This window comes from Sphingobacterium sp. UBA7253 (genome assembly GCF_002472745.1).
GTDB lineage: Bacteria > Bacteroidota > Bacteroidia > Sphingobacteriales > Sphingobacteriaceae > Sphingobacterium > Sphingobacterium siyangense.
In genome coordinates this window covers 1-19239 of record NZ_DKSP01000045.1, presented here as the reverse complement: position 1 = coordinate 19239, position 19239 = coordinate 1, and the positions used below count along the sequence as shown (strand labels likewise).

Here is a 19239-nt window from a genome sequence, read left to right as displayed (position 1 = left end):
TTGCTCTTTATATAAAAGAACTGGAAAGGAGGAAAAAGCATGATAATCCCAAGCAAATTGAGACAAATCAGCGCTATTTTGATCAGTCCTAGTAGAGCGTAATTCTCCTCCCTTAGGTATATTTGTGATGCAGCAATTCAATTTTTAAACCTTAACGTCATGTATAAAGTATCCCTGCTCTTTATAGGCATTGTAGCATTGGTCCTTAATGCCAATGGTCAAAATTCATCAACCCAATCTTTTCAGGCAACCCATCGGTATCTTAAAATTCCAATTAAAAATGGTGCTCCCAAACGTCATGTGGAGGTATGGCTGGGAAATGATAAAGTAAGGTGGTTTGATGCCGAACTGGCTGATAGTACCTATGATTGGATAGCCTATCTTGATATAGGGAAGTGGAAGGGGCAGCAGCTTAAGGTGGTGGCAAATACATCAGACAAAGAAATTCCTTTGTTTAATCCTATTGCACAGAGTGATACCGATGATAACGATAAGGTCTATGCTGAAGATCGGAGGGGACAATTTCATTTTTCGGCCAAGAGAGGTTGGTTGAACGATCCGAATGGTCTGGTCTTTTTTAATGGACAATATCACCTGTTTTTTCAACATAATCCCTATGGAACCAATTGGGGCAATATGCATTGGGGGCATGCCGTGTCCTCCGATCTGTTACATTGGAAGGAATTGGGAGAGGCTTTATATCCAGACGAATCTGGCGTCATGTTTAGCGGTGGAGCTGTAGTGGATAGTAACAATACCGCTGGTTTTGGAAAAAATGGTGTAACAAGCCCTATGATCCTGTTTTATACGGCTGCGGAGAAATCATGGGGACAGGGATTGGCATACAGCTTGGATGGTCAGAAATTTGAGAAAATGCCAAACCATATTTTGGATAAAATAACAGCAGGAAACCGAGATCCGAAGGTAATTTGGTATGGCCCCTCAAAGCAATGGGTACTTGTACTTTATGTTGAAGAGGACCAGGAACAACACACGATGCAGATTTTTACCTCAAAGGATTTGAAAATGTGGACATTTGCGAGCAAAATAAAAGGCGGGCGGGGTAATGACCGTTATTTATTTGAGTGTCCCGAATTCTTTGAATTGGCGGTAGACGGTAACCCGAACAATAAAAAATAGGTTTTGACGGGGGCTAATAGCCAATATGCGATCGGAGAGTTTGATGGAAAATCTTTTCATCCTGAGATCGAGCGACTGTTTAGTCAATATGGTCGTGATTATTATGCCGCGCAAACTTTTAGCAATGAGCCGAAGAAGCGACGTATTGAAATCGGCTGGTGGCGCACACATACAAATCAAGGGAACTCCGCTTTTAATCAATCCATGAGTATTCCAATGGAACTCAAATTGAAAAGTACAGAAAAGGGTATTCGCCTTTTTCGGGAGCCGGTGACAGAATTGCAAAAATTAAGAAAAGAAAAACTCAGCATCAGCCGAAAGAAAATTAGTTCGAACGATTCAAGTTTGTTTCAGCAGTTCAACGCTGAAATTGCTGAATTGGATTTGGTCATCGATCCACAACAAGCCAAAAATATTCAGATCAATGTGAGAGGCTTGGCAATTAATTATAACGTTTCGACCGAAGAGCTCCTTGTTGATAATGTAAGGGCTCAGGTACCGCTGCGAAATAAAAAACTCGCATTGAAGTTGCTTGTCGATCGGACAGGACTCGAGCTTTTCGCACAAAATGGCGAAGTTTATATGCCTATAAATTATAATTTTGATCGGAATAATTTAACTTATCAGCTGGTAGCTTTTAATGGTGAAGCCGTATTGGAATCTGCTGACCTCTATACCCTTGACGGTATATGGATTAAATAACACTTTTATGATATAGCAATAATGGAGAGACTGTTTTTGTCAATTCGGTAGGATGATAAAAATAGTGCTGGAAGATTATATTTTTTTGGTCATTTAAAAAAAAAGGTTTTCAAACGGGGAGAATGAAAACCTTAAATAACCAATTATAAACCTAAATTATGATGATACAAAGGTAAGTGTATTTCCTACACTATGCAAATTTATTTTAAAAAATAATTTAATATTCTTTAAACAAGCTATAGGAAGTACCTATTTTTATAAGAGTAAACTGTCTTTTTTTACGAAAACGGACTGCTCTCTGCATGCTTTTGCACGCTTTGGCTTCGGGGACTTTAATTCGTGGACTTTAAAAAGCATCAGTTGTAGATAGTTCGCTATTTTAGAAGCATGGAAAATTTAGAAGTATGGATGCGTGGACCTATTGAAGGGATTCCCGCTCTTCTCCAACCTGTTGCTCATGCACTCTTGCAAGTTGATGAGGATATTTTAAAGTATACTAAGCAGCTGTCCTCAGCGCATCTCTGGACAAAACCGGGGGGCAATGCCAGTATAGGTTTTCACCTGCAACATATTCGTGGGGTGATCGATCGCATGTTTACTTATGCCGAAAATAAACCCTTGTCGGATGAGCAATTTGACGACCTCTATAAGGAAGGTATAGAAAATAGCGATGTGAGCGTAACAGCGCTTGTAGAAAACTTACACCGACAGATTCAGCAATCCGTGCAAAAACTAGCGTTAATTGATCCGGAAACCTTGACGGAAGTGCGTTTTTTGGGTAGAAAACGGATCCCTACGACCTTGATTGGTTTGTTGTTCCACGCTGCTGAGCATGCACAGCGCCATGTTGGCCAATTACTGGTAACGGCACGATGTATCAATTAAAAACAAACTATATTTTTGTCCGCTAGACGTTATGATTTTTGAACTTGTTGTAACTTTTCTCCCCATTTCCCAAGTTCTTGAATAATTGGTTTGAGTTCATAACCCAGCGCAGTCAGCTCATAGAGTACACGTGCCGGTACCTCTGCATATACAGTACGTTTTATAATGTTATCCTCTTCCAGCTTTCGCAATTGTAGGGTGAGCATACGTTCAGTGATACCAGGTAAACATTTTTTGATTTCAGAATAACGTAGCGCGCCATTGATGAGATAACAACAAATGGCTAGCGCCCATTGACCGCCAATCACATTAGCGGCAAAGACTTCGGGGCAATTACGCTCAAGTTGCTTTTTATTTGAAAAGTTAGTGGAACTCGTCTTGATTTTAGTCATACGCACATTTTTTATAGTACCTAACATTGGGTTACTGATAGGGCAAAATAAGAATTATGTCGCTACTTTTAAATCACAGTCATGTCGTTTATTAAAATTGCCGCAATGAATTGGCTAGACCTGCTGACTTGTGCATATATACATAAATAAAAATATGAAAACATTAATAGTCGTTATTCACCCTAATTTTGCCACCTCCCTCGTGAATAAAAGTTGGGTTGAGGCATTGGAAAACCAATCCGATCGTTATGATATCCATCAGTTGCACCAAGTCTATGTGGATGGTAAAATTGATGTCGTGGCAGAACAGCAGATGATGGAGAAATATGATAAAATTGTATTTCAATTCCCCTTTTATTGGTTTAACTGTCCGCCTTTTTTTAAGCAGTGGTTGGATGAGGTGCTTACCTACGGGTGGGCTTACGGTAAAAAAAGTGGGTATAAACTGGAAGGAAAGAAAATCGCATTAGCGATTTCGGCTGGGATTGACGAGCAGGAGTATGGGGTTACGGGTAAGTATAAATATAGCATAGAGCAATTAACAAGTCCGTTTGAAATTACTTTTGACTATGTTAAAGCGAATTATCAAAAGCCTTTCGTCTTTTACGGAATAGAAAAAGAGTCATCCAAAGAATGGATAGCGCAAAGTGTTTCGCGGTATCTCAGTTTTTTGGAGCAGTTTTAGTCCATAAATATGAAGGCAAAATTATCGTTATTGGCGAATCCTTCAAAAAGATGTTTACCTAGAAAGCATCCTGAAAAGGATGCTTTCTCTTTTTGTTCTAGCGTGTTGTATAACCACCATTGGCAAATATTGTCTGCCCCGTTATCCACCAGCCATCGGTAACCAAAAACTCCACCAAGGGGGCAATGTCTTTTATGTCTGTTAGTCCGCCCAATGCTGATGCAGATTTGTGGTAGGCAACAGCATCCTCGCTTTCCTGTCCGTAGAAAAAAGGCGTATCCATTGGCCCCGGGGCCACAGCTGTAACCGAGATTCCTCGTTCACCAAATTCTTTTGATGCAGCTCTGGTAAAATGTTCAACTGGAGCCTTCAGTCCTTCATAAGTAGAGTATAATCCTGTATAGGCTGCCAATAATGAGGTTACAATAGTACAGATTTTGCCATTTGCATTCAGTTTTTTACCCGCTTCCCGAATAAAAAAATAGGCAACTTTTGAATTGATATCGCTCATGCTGTCATATTCTTCGACTGTGGTATCCACAATTGGCTTTTTCAAGACTTTACCAACGGTATTTATTGCAATATCTACACCACCAAACTGCTCAATAGCAACATCAAAAAGTTTCGTGATATGTTCAATTTTGGTCAGGTCAGCTTGGACTAATATTGCTTCTGCACCTGCGGATTTTACCGCTTCCAGTGTTTGGTCAGCGTCTGCTTTGGTGTTCTCACTGTTGTAATGGATTACCAGTTTTGCCCCTTTAGCTGCAAAATCCCGACTTAATAATCCACCAAGATTTTTTGCACCTCCAGCAATGAGGACAACTTTTCCTTTTACATCATTTCTTGCCATAATAATTTAAATTTTGATTATAGCAAATTTCACAAATGTTAAGGGCTCCGTTATGGTGAACTTTTCGCTTTTTGCAATTGACGAAATTGTGAAGGGGACATGCCCTCATATTTTTTGAAAAATTTGGTGAAGTTGGAAGGGTCATAGGTCAGCCTTTGTGCGATCTCCGATATGGTTAACTCGTTATTAGCGAGTAGGCTCTTGGTGCAGGTCAATATTTTTTGTACATAAAAATGACAAGGGTGATTCCCTGACGTTTCCTGTATTATCTTGATGAGATGCTTTTGTGAGATACAAAGTATGTTTGCGATGTCCTGAAGCTCCAGCATTTCTATACTGACTCCGCTGATCAATTCCGCCAGATGACGATCCAGTAACTCAAAATATTTTATCGTAATTTCTTCACGTCTTTTCTTATTGGGAGGCAATACTGTATTCATCTTAATCTTTTTCGAGTTGTTAGGTTAAATATAACCAATTTGGACTATACGAAATAGTTTATCCAAAATAGATTCGTGTTGATTGGATGTATGTCTAAAAATTAGCTTAGAGGATTTATGGAGAAGGGGGCTGTGGATTACCGGACGATTAAATTGTAAATTCGTATACTTGTAGAATTCCGGGAGGAATTCGCAATTTTTATAATCCCGCATAAAAATAAACAGCGTATAATATGCAGATACTTTTAGTAGAGGACGATCGCCGGATTAGCAGCTTTGTGGTGAAAGGTCTGGAAGAAATGGGGCATCAGGTCATTTTAGTTGAATCTGCGGAATCTGCACGTGAATGGATCAATGCAGATTCTTTGGATATTATTGTACTTGATATCATGTTGCCCGGAATTGATGGTATCCAGTTTACGAAGATGGTCAGGTATCGAAAAAATCATATTCCGATATTGATTTTGAGCGCCTTAGGGGAGATTGAAGATAAGGTCGAGGCCTTGGAAAGTGGTGCCGATGACTATCTCGTCAAGCCGTTTTCCTTTAAGGAATTGGTGAGCCGTATCAAAGCCCTGGTACGTCGGGACAATTATAAAAACGTGCCAAAGGACAGTAGCGTAGAAATTCGTGATTTAAAAGTGGATCTTGAACGTTATGAAGTTCATAAGAATGGTAAAAATGTCGATCTCTCTCCCAAAGAATTTAAACTATTTAAGTATCTGATCGAAAATCGGAATAAAACGCTTTCACGGACTGCAATCTTGCAGGCCGTTTGGGGAATCGATTTTGATAACAGCACCAATGTCGTCGATGTGTACGTTTCTTATCTAAGAGGCAAGGTTGATGAGGGGAGCGATACCTCCATTATCAAAACGGTGAAAGGAGTCGGTTATATGCTTACAACGGACTGACAATGAATTTAAAAATTCGGCTTACACTCTTTTCTACGCTGGTATTCACCATTATTTTTGGTCTTGCAACACTAGTCATCTACTGGATATTTTATAATTCCTCGGAACGACATCTGATCAGTTCCCTCGAAAAAAATGCAAAAATAGCCGGCATTTATTACCTCGAGGCAGATGAGCAGAGTCCTCTAAAGCACCTGGAGTCCAAAAATCAATATGAAAGTTTGGTCAAGCGTGCGATGGTAGCTGTATATAATGCAGAGGGAAAAGTAAGTTATGGCGGTATGCGCTTTGATAGTCAAATTAATAAGGATTTGCTGAGCCAGCTGAAAACAGACAAAACGATTTATTTTAAAACAGAAGATAGCTTTTATTTTGGTTTGTATTATCCAGATAATCAGGGTGATTTCTTTGTTTTTGTCAAAGAATCTAGTGCTGACTTTGATCATCAGTTGAATCGTTTGCTCATTACACTTGTCTTTGTTTTTCTCGTTGCATTGATCAGTATTGCCTTGCTGTCGGTTTGGTTGAGTAAATATGCTTATCTACCCATTCGTAAAGTGATCCAAGAAATTCAGCATAAGGATTTAAACACGATTCAGGAGCCTCTAACGACTATAAAAACGAAGGACGAACTACAAGATCTTATTGAAAGTTATAATGCGCTCCTACGGCGGATCAGTGAAAACATGATTATTAGAAAGAACTTTGTCAGTTATGTTTCACACGAGTTTCGAACACCTTTGGCGGGAATTTTGGGCTCAATGGAGGTTTTCGGTACAAAGATCAGAAGTGAAGCAGAATATCATGAATTGGCCGAAACCATTACTGAGCATGTGAATTTTCTGAATCAGCTTATTGGTAATTTTCTATTGCTGACCGAAGATCAGGCCCTGAAACGTTCACTGGAAACCTTTCGCATAGACGAGATCGTATGGGATCTTGTTCCTAAGTTTTCGAGATCATTTGCCGTGCCCTTGAAAGTCGATATACAGGTAGAAGAACCACAATACTTTAATTTTCGCGGCAATAAGATGCTCGTCAGCCTGTCTATTTCCAATTTAATCGAAAATGCACTGAAATATGCAAATGGGCAGGAAGTTCTTGTCCGAATGACAGGTGTAAATGGCAGGCTGTCTTTGCAAATCATAGACCATGGTATTGGTATCCCACAAGCCGAACTGGAGTCTGTGAAACAGACTTTTTATCGAGGATCAAATGTTGGTAAAGTTAAGGGCAGCGGCATAGGTCTCTCTTTTGCGCAGATTGTATTTAAGGATCAAGGGGTAGACTTTGATATTCGTTCAAATGATCTAGGTACAACGGTATCCCTATTATTCCCCCAGTTCTAATCATTTTCTAATCCCTTCTAATCAAACTTTAATTTAACCTAAAGTTGCCTGTAATTCCTGTCATTTAGTTTTGTGGAAATTCAAAATTAAGTGAGAAAATTACGTATTACATTATTTTTACTTCTTGGCCTGAATAGCAAGCTATTTTCGCAGGAGGCGGTTGAAAACCGTTTGCGAAAGGCGGAGATCGAGCAGGTATTCCTTGCCCATAACCTGACCTTAATGGCGCAGCGTTTTCATATGCAACAAGCCGAAGCTGCCGTGCTTCAGGCAAAGTTGTGGCCCAATCCAACGATTTCCATCTCCGAAGTCAATCTTTGGAAAAACCCTTCCAGCGAATCCTTTCCGGCACTGATCGGAAATTACGGTAAGTACCAGCAGGTGGCGGTCGAACTGGAACAGACCATCGAAATGGCTGGCAAACGAAAAAAAAGGGTGCAATTGCAGCTTCTCGAAAAAGAAAATGCCCAGCTCCAATTTGAGGAATTGCTGCGGAACCTAAAATATGATCTCCGGAGCCAATGTCTCGAATTGCAGATCCTGCAGGAAAAGGAGAAGTTATACAATAGTCAGGTGGATATCTTTCAGACGTTGGCAAAATCATACCAAAATCAGTGGAAAGAAGGCAATGTAAGTGAGATGGACTACCTCAGGATTCAAAGCGAGTCTATCGCATTTGGTAACAAACTGAATGAAATCCAACAGGAAAAAATTACAAAAATGAATGAGGTTGCGCGCTATCTCGGAGACAAAGGGACCGCACTCACTATATCAGATACGATCGGCATTCCGCATTTTCTCCAGGGAAAAAAACAGGAGTGGAAAATGATGGCGCTCGACAATCGCAGCGACTATAAGATCATCCATAACGAATTGAAGAAAAGTGATGCTCAGCTGAAAATAGAAAAGGCCGAACGTATACCAGATTTGCAGGTCTCCATCAATTACGACCGTGGTGGAAATATCATGCGCGATTTTATAGGGCTGGGGGTTGCTATGGACCTTCCTCTGTTTAACCGGAACCAGGGGAATATCAAAATCGCTAAACTGGAACTTGAGAAAAATAAAGTGGAAATCGAGCAATTTCGTATCGACATCGAACGGGAGATCGACTTCCTTTCAGAGCGGCTCAGCAACCTTGAAACGAGTTTGAAGACAACGGATATGGGCTTTGATGGTAAATTGGACGTAGCGCTAGAACGCTATGTGCGCAATTTCCAACAACGGAGACTGACCATCGTTGAATTTATAGATTTTATCAATAATTATATGGAAAACAAAGAATCAATATTGGAACGCAGGGCGAAATATCTTCAGTATAAGGAGGAACTGATGTACTTGATCGGAAAGGATATTGTCTCATGAAAAGTAATTTTTTAACGCCATTGACACTGCTGTCTATTTGTTTAGTGTGGAGCTGTCAGCCGGCGAAAAATGAAGAGCAGCCTATTCCAGCTGCTAAAGGCTTTTGTCTTAGCGCCGACTTTAAAAACCAAATTAAAATTGATTCGATACAGAAGCGAACGGTATTTGAACAGATCGCTTTAAATGGGGTTATCCAATACGATCAGGATGAACTTGCAGCGCTAAAGAGCCCTATACCTGGTATCGTGCAGTCTGTTTCGGTCAAGATGGGCGATTATGTAGAAAAAGGACAGATTCTGGTATCGCTTAAAGGGACCTCGGTCAATGATTTAGGAAAGGAACTGCGGGAACTTGAAAATAGCAAGCGGTTGACGGAGAGTAAATTGTTTAACCTGCGTAGCCTGCTGAAAGATGGTATGGCTTCCCAGCGGGAGCTGGAAGAGATGGAAAGTGAATTGAAAGCCGTGCAGATTGGAATCCGCCATGTGAAAGCGAACATGAGTTTGCTGAATGGCTCCTCGGAAAATGGTGTGTTTTACATCCGTGCGCCCAAAGCTGGCTATATCGTAGATAAAAAGGTGAGTCCTGGTATGACTGTTGGCGATGACGCCGATTTGCTGTCGGTCAGTAAGCTGAATGAGGTATGGGTTTCGGTCAATATCTATGCAAATAATTTACCTTTTGTTAAAAACGGGGCTCCTGTCAAGATCACTACACTGGCTTATAAAGGTGAAACTTTTGACGGTTATATTGATCAGGTCGCCAACTTCTTTGATCCGGAAGAACGTGTGGTCAAAGCGCGCGTGAAGTTGTTGAATAAAGACCTGAGATTGAAGCCAGGCATGAGCGTGGATGTGCTGGTCGAAAAGGCCGTTTCGGGACAGGAAGAGCGTATGCTGGCAATTCCGAAAGATGCCATTATCCTCCATAACAATCAGAATTTCGTTGTACGCTATAAAAATGACTGTGACCTGTCGGTTAAAGCTGTTGATATTGTCGCTGAGAATGAAACATACGCTTTTGTCAAATCTGGTGTAGTCGAGGGAGATCAGGTGCTGACGGAGAATGAGCTGATCGTATTTGATGAACTGATAAATAGGTAGGATGAAGAAAGTTGTACAAAATATTGTTTCATTCTCATTGAAACATTCCTTGGTCGTCCTGTTTTTTACGCTGGCATTATTGTTCGGCGGGATATATGCCTACCTCCATACACCGATTGAGGCTTTCCCCGATGTGACCAACACACGGGTTAGGATTATCACACAGTGGCCCGGGCGCAGTGCTGAAGAAATAGAAAAGTTCGTTACACTGCCTGTTACCAAAGAAATGAATACCATTCCAAAGAAAACGGATGTTCGTTCCATCTCCTTGTTTGGGTTATCTGTTGTAACGATTCAATTTGAGGATGGGGTAGCGGATTTTTATGCCCAACAGTATGCGGGTAATAAGATGCGTTCCATTGAGTTACCGGAAGGTGCTGAGAGTTCAATCGAACCACCATCTGGTGCTACCGGAGAAATTTTTCGCTATGTGGTGAAAAGTAATCTTCCGATCAAGGAAGTCTCTGCCATTCAGGATTGGGTGATTGAACGGGAGCTTGTCGGTGTGCCCGGCGTGGCGGATGTCGTCAGCTTTGGGGGGGAGGAAAAGATCTATGAAATAAAGATCAATCCAACAGAGTTGGCCAATTATAACCTGTCGCCACTGGATGTTTATGAAGCCGTATCACGTTCGAATATAAATGTCGGCGGCGATGTGATCCAGAAAGGAAATCAGGCTTATGTTGTGCGTGGGGTAGGCCTATTGGATAAGATCGATGATATCGGTAATATTTTGATCAAGGTGGTCGGCAATACACCGATTTTAGTCAAGCATGTTGCAGAAATAGAATTAGGCGCAAAACCGCGACTCGGACAGGTGGGACTCAACCAGGAAGATGATCTTGTCCAGGGAATCGTCATTATGCTCAGGGGAGAAAATCCATCTGCAGTTGTGACAAAGTTAAAAGAAAAAATAGTGGAGCTGAATCAACGTATTTTACCTGCAAATGTCAAGATTGAACCCGTTATTGATCGCACAAAACTGGTGAATAATACCGTGCATACGGTTTCCAAAAACCTGATAGAGGGGGTTCTTCTGGTTTCGATTATTGTCTTTATCTTTTTGAACAACTGGAAGACAACCTTTATCGTTGCATCGGTGATCCCATTGGCCTTCCTATTTGCGATTATTTGTTTGAAAATACAGGGGCTCCCTGCAAATTTGATTTCCATGGGGGCATTGGACTTTGGATTGTTGCTCGAAGGAACGCTGGTCATCGTGGAGACTGTTTTTGTCTCTTTGGAAAAAGAGGCTCATCGGCTCGGGACGGAACGCTTTAATAAAATCTCCAAACTAGGGATCATTAAGAAAGGTGCCGGCTCTGTAGCAGGCTATATCTTTTTTGCCCTATTGATCTTGATTGTCGCATTGACGCCGATTTTCTCTTTTCAAAAGGTGGAAGGAAAGATGTTCTCACCATTGGCCTTTACGCTCGGCTATGCCTTGTTGGGGTCCTTGATCCTGAGTTTGACCTATGTGCCCGCGATGTGTAAATACTTATTGAAAAAGAATATCAAAGAAGATGAGAATAAGATCACTAAGGTCAGCCGCAATGCCATTTTTAAAGGTTTTAGGAAAGCTTTCGACCATCCAAAATGGACATTGTCGATTTTTATTGCTGCTTTGCTCGTCTGTATTTTTCGGTTTAGCCATTATGGTTCAGAGTTTCTTCCGAAACTGAATGAAGGTGCAATTTATGTCCGCGCAACCTTACCCAATAGTGTCAACCTAGAAGAATCTGTGAAGCTGACCAAAACCATGAAAGCAAAATTGATGAAGCAGTTTGACGAGATTGATTTTATCATGACGCAAACAGGCCGCCCCAATGATGGTACAGATCCAACCGGTTTTTTCAATATTGAATTCAATATTGAATTGAAACCCGAAGGCGAGTGGAAAAGAAAACTGTCAAAAGAGAAATTGATTGGTCAGATGCGGGATAGTCTACAGACTTTTCCGGGAATAAATTTCGGTTTTAGCCAGCCGATCCAGGATAATGTAGAGGAGTATGTAGCCGGAGTAAAAAGTCCGCTGGTCATCAAAATTTTTGGTGAGAATTTACAAGATTTAGAAAATAAAGCCAATAAGTTTGCCGAATCACTTAAAAAGGTGAACGGTATTACGGACATCAATGTTTTCAAAAATATCGGTTTGCCTGAACTAAGGATTCAGCTGCATGATTCGAAAATGGCCAAATATGGTGTTTCGACCAAGGATGTGCAATCTGTGATCGAAATGACTATTGGCGGGCAATCTGTGACACATTTCTATGAAAACGAGCGCATCTTTGATGTACGTCTCCGCTTCCAAAAATCGTATCGTGACAATCCTGAGAAGATCGGAAATATCATCATTCCCACGATGAATGATCAAAAAGTACCACTGCGGGAGATCGCAACAATAGATTATCATACCGGTCCGGCATTTATTTACAGAGAGGGCAATTCCCGTTATATTGGTGTTGGCTTCAACATTGAAGGTCGGGATTTGGGAAGTACAATTGCCGATGCAAAAAAACAGATAGAAAAAGATGTTAAACTGCCCAAATCTTATAAGGTCGTGTGGGCCGGAGAATTCGAAAGTAAGGAACGGGCTACAAAACAGCTGATGAATGTTGTGCCAATTTCTCTTATTTTGATTTTACTCTTGCTGTATGCCAATTTTGGCAACGTCAAAGATACGTTGATCTCTTCGCTTACACTGGCATTTGCATTTATAGGTGGTTTTGTATCGCTGTGGGTTACTGGGACGACATTTGGAATTTCGGCGGGTATCGGATTTATTATTCTCTTTGGTGTAGCCACGATTGACGGCATTGTTTTAATAGGGATAATGAAAGAAAATCTGTTGAATAAAATGAGCTTGAAACCCGCTATTTATGAAGCTGTAAAAAGCCGGATCAGACCCATCCTAATGATTGCGTTAATGGGGGCAATGGGGTTATTACCGGCCGCACTTTCAAACGGAATGGGATCTGAAATCCAAAAACCCTTGGCTATTATGATTGTCGGCGGATTGATTATTTGTATGATTCTATCGTTTTCTGTACTGCCAGTCGTTTTTTACTTCTCTTATAAAAAGGAGAACCGCGATTAGTTACCCATTTTTAATTATTATATACGATACAAAGGTTGCCTGTCAGACAGTGCAACCTTTGTTATTTCTAATCTGCAGCTATACATTCCATAATAGCTGTCGAAATTTTACGCCGATAAACATGTATATATATCTTTTACATGCTATTTTTTGTAAATCTTGTTATAAATGTTGAACTTACATTTAAGTTACTGAAGTCAAATTTCAACTTTAAAGGCACTAATCTGAAGTTTTGCTGAAATAAGTTATAAATCTGTATTTAAAATTAGAAAGCCATTCTTCCGCTTCTTCATGAGTTGTATTTACTAGAAAAGGTCAATATTAGGTCAGTGTTGATTAATTCATAAGAAGATTGACCTCGCTATTCCAAATAGATTTGTGATAAAGAAATATTAAAATAATACGCTATGGCACAATTTAAATGGGAAGGAATTTATCCTGCAATGTTATCACCATTTGATGAAAATGGAAATTTGGATTTTGATATGTTTGGTAAAAACATTGAAGCACAATTGGATGGAGGTGTTCACGGTTTGATTATCGCTGGATCATTGGGTGAAGCAAGTGTTTTGAGTACGGAAGAAAAGTATGATTTATTGACATATGCGTTGAAGGTTGTCGCTGGGCGTGTACCGGTGTTGTTGAATATTGCAGAAAATACAACTGCTGCAGCGATCAAAGTGGCTCAAACGAGTGAAGAATTGGGCGCAGACGGTTTGATGTTATTGCCACCGATGCGCTATAGAGCTGATGATAGAGAAGCAGTCGCTTATTTTCGTGCTGTTGCACAAAGTACCAAATTGCCAATTTTAATCTATAACAACCCTGTTGACTATAGTACTTATGTATCGCTGGACATGTTTGAGGAACTCTTATTGGAACCAAATATTCAGGCGGTGAAAGAGTCTACACGAGATTTAACAAATATCACGCGTTTGAAAAATCGTTTTGGTGATCGATTAAAGATTATGGCTGGTGTAGATACCTTAGGACTCGAGTCTTTGATGTTAGGGGCTGATGGTTTAGTTGCTGGACTGGTCGATGCATTTCCAAGAGAAACTGTGGCCATGTACGATCTTGTAAAGGCTGGCGAGTACAGCAAAGCTGTAGAAATATACCGTTGGTTTATGCCTTTATTGGAATTGGATATTCATCCTAAGTTGGTCCAATATATTAAATTGGCAGCGACAGCCGAAGGAATTTCAACACCTTATACACGCGCTCCCAGATTGCCATTGATCGGCGAGGAAGAACAACGCGTTAAAAAAATTATTGCAGATTCAATCGCAACCAGACCACAATTATAGGAATGCTTCTGAACTTTCTGGACGAAGGTTCAGAAAATTTCCTTTTTTAGGGCCGGATAAAAATAGGCGAAAAGGACCTTCTTATTATATTTAATGCCGCAAGGAATGAAGATATCGGGAAGGTTTTTATTGATTTTTGAAGATAGATACTTACAATAAAAACAAAAGGAATGGATAGAAACGAAAATGAGATTGATTACGTCGTAAAACAGGCGGAGGCTGGGTTTCAGTTTCTTCAAAAAACTGATGTCATTGAACGGGCGGAATTGATGTATGCCATTGCCGCAGAAATTGAGGCATTGGGAGACGTCCTGATTGAAACGGCCCATCTGGAAACGGCCCTTCCTTTGGGAAGACTGCAAGGTGAAAAAGCGAGAACGGTCAATCAGTGGCGTCGATATGCCGATGCTGTGCGAACTGGTTTATACAGTGAAGTACGCATTGATCGAGACCCAAATGGCCAATTTGATTTACGGAAGTATAATAAAGGGCTTGGTCCTGTTGTGGTTTTTGGCGCAAGTAATTTCCCTTTCGCTTTTTCAACAGCAGGTGGGGATACCGCCAGTGCCATTGGTGCGGGCTGTTCAGTTATCGTAAAAGCGCATCCCGCTCATCTTAAAACCTCGCAATTAATGGCTGACGCTATTGATCGGGCGATTTCAAAACAAGGAGCTCCAACTGGCGTTTTTAATCATGTGCTGTCGGATTCATTTGCTACTGGACAACAATTGGTCCGCCACAGATTCGTAAAAGCAGTCGCATTTACAGGTTCTTTCCGTGGCGGGAAAGCTTTATTTGATCTGGGCCAGTCAAGACCTGATCCTATTCCGGTATTTGCCGAAATGGGGAGCGTAAATCCGGTTTTTCTTTTACCGGACTACTTAGCTAGCAATCTGGAACCTTTTGCTAAGCAGTATATTGCCTCATTGCTTTTAGGTGTTGGTCAATTTTGTACCAATCCAGGTGTTCTGGTAAGTATTGGCGGCGAACAGCTAGATCTTCTTAAAGCGGCGTTGAAGAAAGAACTTCAAGCTGCCGCGACCGGCAAAATGCTGCACGCAGGAATATTGGATAGCTACAACCGTTTAAAAGGGGAAATGGTTCAATACGATGGTGTCAGTATATTGGAAGAATGGCAGGATAATACAGGGCAAGATTTTGCGCAGGCCCTGCTTGCTGAGGCGGAAGCAAGCCAAGTTTTGGCTAATCCTAAGTTATTGGAAGAGGTTTTTGGACCTTTTGGGCTAATTATATCTTGTGCGGACCTCAATGAAATGAAAAATGTAATGGAGCAGCTCGAAGGACAGATTACCATCACTTTTGCGGCATCGGCGCAGGATATCCGCGAATGCCAGGCACTCTTTTCAATTGCACAGGACAAATGTGGAAGGCTTTTGTTTCAGGGGATGCCAACTGGGGTTGAAGTACAGTATGCTATGCATCATGGCGGACCTTATCCGGCAACCACAGATGCACGTTTCACTTCTGTCGGGCCCGATGCAGTAAAGCGCTTTATTCGTCCCATTAGTTTTCAAAATTGGCCAAATGAATTTTTGCCTAAAGAACTGCAGGACGGAAACCCATTACAAATTGACCGTTTGGTCAACCAGCAATGGACTAAAGCATAATAGAAACAAGTGACCATATAAACAAGTAACCAGAAATGAAGAAGACTTTTTTTTGTATTGATTCGCATACCTGTGGTTGTCCCGTGCGATTGGTGGCCGGTGGAACCCCATTGTTACAAGGAAACTCGATGATGGAGCGCAGGTTACATTTTATACGTGAATACGATTGGATCCGTATGGGATTGATGTTTGAACCAAGGGGCCATGACATGATGAGTGGCAGTATGCTTTATCCACCCTTTGATCCGCAAAATGATATTGGTGTCCTTTACATTGAGACCAGTGGTTGTCTACCGATGTGTGGACATGGGACTATTGGTACAGTGACGATTGCTATAGAGGAGGGCCTAGTTCAACCTAAGGTTCCCGGAAAATTAAGGTTGGAAACTCCGGCTGGACTTGTACATATCGACTATGTCCAAGAGGGATCTAAGGTGAAAAGCGTAAAGCTTACCAACGTCAAATCCTTTTTATACGCTGAAGCCTTAACGGTCGATTGCCCGGATCTAGGCAACATCAGCGTTGACGTTGCCTACGGTGGAAACTTTTACGGCATTATTGACCCACAGACTAATTTTCAAGATATCAGTTCTTATTCAGCAAGCCAGCTCATTCATTATGGAAAAATAATCCGGCAGCTGCTGAATGAAAAATATTCTTTTGTTCATCCCGAAGATGCTAATATACATGGATTGACTCACATCCAATGGACGGGAAATCCTAAGCTTCCTAACTCATCAGGGCGTAATGCTGTATTGGTTGGCGATAATGCATTAGACCGTTCTCCATGCGGTACAGGTACATCAGCCCGTATGGCGCAATGGTATGCTAGAGGGAAACTCAAGAAAGGGATGGAGTTTATACATGAAAGTTATATCGGGTCACAATTTACCGGTAAAATTGAAGCTGAAACAACCGTCGATGGCAGACCGGCCATTGTCCCATCCATAGAAGGCTGGGCACGGATAACAGGCTATAATACCATTTTCTTGGATGATGAGGATCCTTATTTTGGCGGTTTTCAAGTGATTTAATAGTTCAGGTGATTTAAAAAAATAATAAGACAAGAGCAACGTGAAAGAAAATAATAGAGGTACGGTTGTCGTCGTTGGTGCAGGAATTGCAGGACTTGCTTCCGCCTATTACCTTGTAAGAGACGGATGGAATGTGAAAATCCTCGAAAAAAATACCTTGGACAATAACTGTTCTTATGGCAATGCCGGCATGATTGTCCCCAGTCATTTTACGCCCTTGGCTGCCCCTGGTATTGTAGCGCAGGGGATAAAGTGGATGTTCAATAGTAAAAGCCCTTTTTATGTACGGCCTTCGCTAAATCCACGAATGATCAATTGGGGATTGAAGTTTTTAAAACATGCTAATCGCTCACATGTAGAACAGCATGCGACTGCAATACGTGATTTGAATCTCTACAGCAGCAGATTATATGATGAATTGGCGCAGGAGGAAGGGTTTGATTTTGAACTGAAGCAGAACGGGATCCTGATGATGTATAAATCTAAGGAAATGAAGCATGAAGAAATTGAATTGGCTCATCGTGCTCAGGATCTTGGACTTGATGTCGATATTCTAGAGGGAAATGCCGTTCAAGAACTGGAGCCTAATCTGAAGCTGGATGTTTTAGGTGCTATACTTTATCGCTGTGATGGAAAATTATACCCACCAAAGTTAATGCGGCAATTGATTCAATATTTGAAAGCCGCAGGGGTCGCTTTTTTCGAAGAAACAGAGGTCAGTAAATTTATAACAGCCGGAAATAAGGTGAAAGAGGCGATCAGCAACAAAGGAAGTTTTCAGGCGGATGCTTTTGTCTTGACTGGTGGCGCTTATTTACCGCAGCTGACATCAAAGTTGCACGTAAATACACCGCTTATGCCAGGAAAAGGGTATTCTTTTATGTATCAGCCCGAGAAAGAGAATACATTGAATCATGCGGCATTATTACTGGAGGCTCGTGTTGCTGTAACCCCCATGAATGGCCAGATCCGATTCAGCGGTACGATGGAATTGGGACCAGCAAATGACAAAATTTATGAAAACCGTGTCCGCGGAATTGTAGAATCCATTCCTAAATATTATCCGGAATTGAAGGTCGATTACCCAAGCGAAAAAATATGGTATGGTTACAGACCCTGCTCGCCTGACGGATTGCCCTATCTGGGAAGATTGAAAAAATTTGATAATGTCCTAGTTGCCGGTGGGGGTGGTATGATGGGCTTGAGCTTGGGCCCTGCCTATGGGAAAGTTGTTGCAGATTTATTGGCAGGACAGAAAATAGAGTCTGAAATCACTGGTTTTAGACCTGATCGTTTCGACTGATAAAATTATGATATAAACCAACACCCGAATTATGAATCGTTCTTTTTCTTTTATAGCCCCCAAAACATTGTTTTATGGACTGCTCTTTCTATTCCCGGTCCCCATGCATGCACAAAAGATGAAATTATACGACCATACAACTCCTATAGAGCCTTATATTGTACAATATGGGCATGATGTTGAGGCGATCAACTATTTTTATGGCCCTATGCCCAAAGGCTGGGGCAATCAGCGGGCTGCCGCTTCGCCCGAACAGTTAGCACGTCTTCAACGTTTGGATAACGAATATTTGAACAAGCTGGACAAGTTCCCCTATGAAGAACTCGAAACATCGGGGCAGGTAGATTTTATCTTACTGAAGCGCAAACTAAAAAGTGATCTCCTTTCATTGAAAGAAGATGAGTCGAATTACAACCGGTTATCTGTGTATTTACCTTTCGCACAGCGAATTTTTGCACTTGAAAAGGAACGCCGTAGGGGGAAGCGTCTGGCAGGAGAAGATGTCGCGAAAGAGCTGACGCTGGTTGCTGGTGAAATCGATCGGTCAATAGCTGCTCTACAGGAAAAGACCAATATTCCTTATTCAGATGTCAACTTTCTGGTTACCTTATTAAATTCACTGGACTTAAGGATCACCAGCACCTTCGATTTTTATAATGGATACGACCCTGAATTTAGCTGGTGGGTACCGGCTATATTTCAGCAGGTGAAAGGCAAGCTCTCGGATTATAAGGAGAAATTGGCTGCAAAAAGTGATTGGAAAGTGTTTGATGACGGTAGTCAGATTGCTGGTTGGCCTATTGGGGAAAAAGAGATAAACAGAAGACTCAAAGCAGAAATGATCAGTTATACCGCTGCCGATCTTTTAAAATTGGCCGATCAGGAGTTTAAATGGTGTGAGGCCGAGTTATTGAAAGCGAGCCGTGAAATGGGGTTCGGCGATGATTGGCGGGCTGCACAGGAAAAGGTTAAAAACTCCTACGTACCCATTGGACAACAGCCGGAGCTCATCTTGAGATTGTATAACGATGCGCAGCAATTT

15 protein-coding genes and 2 pseudogenes are annotated in these 19239 nt (G+C 41.3%); 14 read left to right on the top strand and 3 right to left on the bottom strand.

From position 1 onward, the window contains the following. Nucleotides 1-159 precede the first annotated feature (159 nt). The 3 genes and pseudogenes from B2X72_RS04335 to B2X72_RS04325 all read left to right on the top strand — a co-directional run. A pseudogene (locus B2X72_RS04335) lies at nt 160-1377 on the top strand (glycoside hydrolase family 32 protein); the annotation flags it as partial. Further along, nucleotides 1357-1842 (top strand): GH32 C-terminal domain-containing protein, encoded by a 486-nt coding sequence (locus B2X72_RS04330; protein WP_286848387.1) that lies wholly within the window; start codon nt 1357-1359, stop codon nt 1840-1842. The pseudogene B2X72_RS04335 and the gene B2X72_RS04330, both read left to right, overlap by 21 nt. Before the next feature lie 387 nt (nt 1843-2229). After that, complete coding sequence (locus B2X72_RS04325) at nt 2230-2727, top strand: DinB family protein (RefSeq protein WP_248933343.1); 498 nt, start codon at nt 2230-2232, stop codon at nt 2725-2727. A 29-nt stretch (nt 2728-2756) separates the two neighbouring features. On the opposite strand, the gene B2X72_RS04320 is transcribed toward B2X72_RS04325, so the two are convergent. Further along, nucleotides 2757-3119, bottom strand: a complete 363-nt coding sequence (locus tag B2X72_RS04320) for a winged helix-turn-helix transcriptional regulator (protein WP_075994710.1) — start codon at nt 3117-3119, stop codon at nt 2757-2759. A 154-nt stretch (nt 3120-3273) separates the two neighbouring features. Here B2X72_RS04320 and B2X72_RS04315 point away from each other — a divergent pair, with 154 nt between their 5' ends. Then, on the top strand, nt 3274-3804 hold the full coding sequence (locus B2X72_RS04315; RefSeq protein ID WP_286848384.1) for an NAD(P)H-dependent oxidoreductase: 531 nt from the start codon (nt 3274-3276) through the stop codon (nt 3802-3804). A 97-nt stretch (nt 3805-3901) separates the two neighbouring features. Here the strand turns inward: B2X72_RS04315 and B2X72_RS04310 are convergent, their stop codons facing one another. Both B2X72_RS04310 and B2X72_RS04305 read right to left on the bottom strand, forming a co-directional pair. Beyond that, nucleotides 3902-4657: an SDR family oxidoreductase gene (locus B2X72_RS04310; RefSeq protein ID WP_075991849.1), complete on the bottom strand. Its 756-nt coding sequence runs from the start codon at nt 4655-4657 to the stop codon at nt 3902-3904. Nucleotides 4658-4707: 50 nt separating this feature from the next. After that, entirely contained in the window at nt 4708-5097 is a 390-nt protein-coding gene (locus tag B2X72_RS04305) for a helix-turn-helix domain-containing protein (RefSeq protein WP_075991850.1), read from the bottom strand. Nucleotides 5098-5330: 233 nt separating this feature from the next. On the opposite strand from B2X72_RS04305, the gene B2X72_RS04300 reads away from it, so the two are divergent. From B2X72_RS04300 to B2X72_RS04255, 10 genes and pseudogenes are all read left to right on the top strand, one after another. Continuing rightward, a complete protein-coding gene (locus tag B2X72_RS04300) occupies nt 5331-6011 on the top strand; it encodes a response regulator transcription factor (RefSeq protein WP_075991851.1) in 681 nt (226 codons plus the stop codon). A gap of 2 nt (nt 6012-6013) precedes the next feature. Further along, nucleotides 6014-7360 carry a sensor histidine kinase gene (locus B2X72_RS04295; protein ID WP_286848382.1) on the top strand — a complete coding sequence of 449 codons (1347 nt, stop codon included), beginning with the start codon at nt 6014-6016 and terminating at the stop codon, nt 7358-7360. Between the two features lie 90 nt (nt 7361-7450). Then, nucleotides 7451-8725: a TolC family protein gene (locus B2X72_RS04290; protein ID WP_286848380.1), complete on the top strand. Its 1275-nt coding sequence runs from the start codon at nt 7451-7453 to the stop codon at nt 8723-8725. Beyond that, nucleotides 8722-9828 (top strand): efflux RND transporter periplasmic adaptor subunit, encoded by a 1107-nt coding sequence (locus B2X72_RS04285; RefSeq protein ID WP_088160932.1) that lies wholly within the window; start codon nt 8722-8724, stop codon nt 9826-9828. The genes B2X72_RS04290 and B2X72_RS04285 overlap by 4 nt, the downstream gene beginning before the upstream one ends. Before the next feature lies 1 nt (nt 9829). Further along, complete coding sequence (locus B2X72_RS04280; RefSeq protein WP_286848377.1) at nt 9830-12925, top strand: efflux RND transporter permease subunit; 3096 nt, start codon at nt 9830-9832, stop codon at nt 12923-12925. Between the two features lie 407 nt (nt 12926-13332). Further along, on the top strand, nt 13333-14232 hold the full coding sequence (locus B2X72_RS04275; RefSeq protein WP_075991855.1) for a dihydrodipicolinate synthase family protein: 900 nt from the start codon (nt 13333-13335) through the stop codon (nt 14230-14232). A gap of 170 nt (nt 14233-14402) precedes the next feature. After that, nucleotides 14403-15860, top strand: coding sequence for an aldehyde dehydrogenase (NADP(+)) (locus B2X72_RS04270; RefSeq protein ID WP_286848375.1), 1458 nt, complete (start codon nt 14403-14405; stop codon nt 15858-15860). A 35-nt stretch (nt 15861-15895) separates the two neighbouring features. After that, nucleotides 15896-16894, top strand: coding sequence for a 4-hydroxyproline epimerase (locus tag B2X72_RS04265; RefSeq protein WP_145329514.1), 999 nt, complete (start codon nt 15896-15898; stop codon nt 16892-16894). 40 nt (nt 16895-16934) lie between these two features. Beyond that, nucleotides 16935-18197, top strand: a complete 1263-nt coding sequence (locus B2X72_RS04260) for an NAD(P)/FAD-dependent oxidoreductase (RefSeq protein WP_088160936.1) — start codon at nt 16935-16937, stop codon at nt 18195-18197. A 31-nt stretch (nt 18198-18228) separates the two neighbouring features. Then, nucleotides 18229-19239 (top strand): annotated as a pseudogene (locus B2X72_RS04255) (DUF885 domain-containing protein); the annotation flags it as partial.

Coding starts and splice junctions, on each gene's coding strand:
- B2X72_RS04280 (WP_286848377.1), top strand. CDS start 9,830: ATGAAGAAAGTTGTACAAAATATTGTTTCATTCTCATTGAAACATTCC.
- B2X72_RS04275 (WP_075991855.1), top strand. CDS start 13,333: ATGGCACAATTTAAATGGGAAGGAATTTATCCTGCAATGTTATCACCA.
- B2X72_RS04320 (WP_075994710.1), bottom strand. CDS start 3,119: ATGACTAAAATCAAGACGAGTTCCACTAACTTTTCAAATAAAAAGCAA.
- B2X72_RS04295 (WP_286848382.1), top strand. CDS start 6,014: ATGAATTTAAAAATTCGGCTTACACTCTTTTCTACGCTGGTATTCACC.
- B2X72_RS04330 (WP_286848387.1), top strand. CDS start 1,357: ATGGAACTCAAATTGAAAAGTACAGAAAAGGGTATTCGCCTTTTTCGG.
- B2X72_RS04315 (WP_286848384.1), top strand. CDS start 3,274: ATGAAAACATTAATAGTCGTTATTCACCCTAATTTTGCCACCTCCCTC.
- B2X72_RS04325 (WP_248933343.1), top strand. CDS start 2,230: ATGGAAAATTTAGAAGTATGGATGCGTGGACCTATTGAAGGGATTCCC.
- B2X72_RS04265 (WP_145329514.1), top strand. CDS start 15,896: ATGAAGAAGACTTTTTTTTGTATTGATTCGCATACCTGTGGTTGTCCC.
- B2X72_RS04305 (WP_075991850.1), bottom strand. CDS start 5,097: ATGAATACAGTATTGCCTCCCAATAAGAAAAGACGTGAAGAAATTACG.
- B2X72_RS04310 (WP_075991849.1), bottom strand. CDS start 4,657: ATGGCAAGAAATGATGTAAAAGGAAAAGTTGTCCTCATTGCTGGAGGT.
- B2X72_RS04270 (WP_286848375.1), top strand. CDS start 14,403: ATGGATAGAAACGAAAATGAGATTGATTACGTCGTAAAACAGGCGGAG.
- B2X72_RS04300 (WP_075991851.1), top strand. CDS start 5,331: ATGCAGATACTTTTAGTAGAGGACGATCGCCGGATTAGCAGCTTTGTG.
- B2X72_RS04285 (WP_088160932.1), top strand. CDS start 8,722: ATGAAAAGTAATTTTTTAACGCCATTGACACTGCTGTCTATTTGTTTA.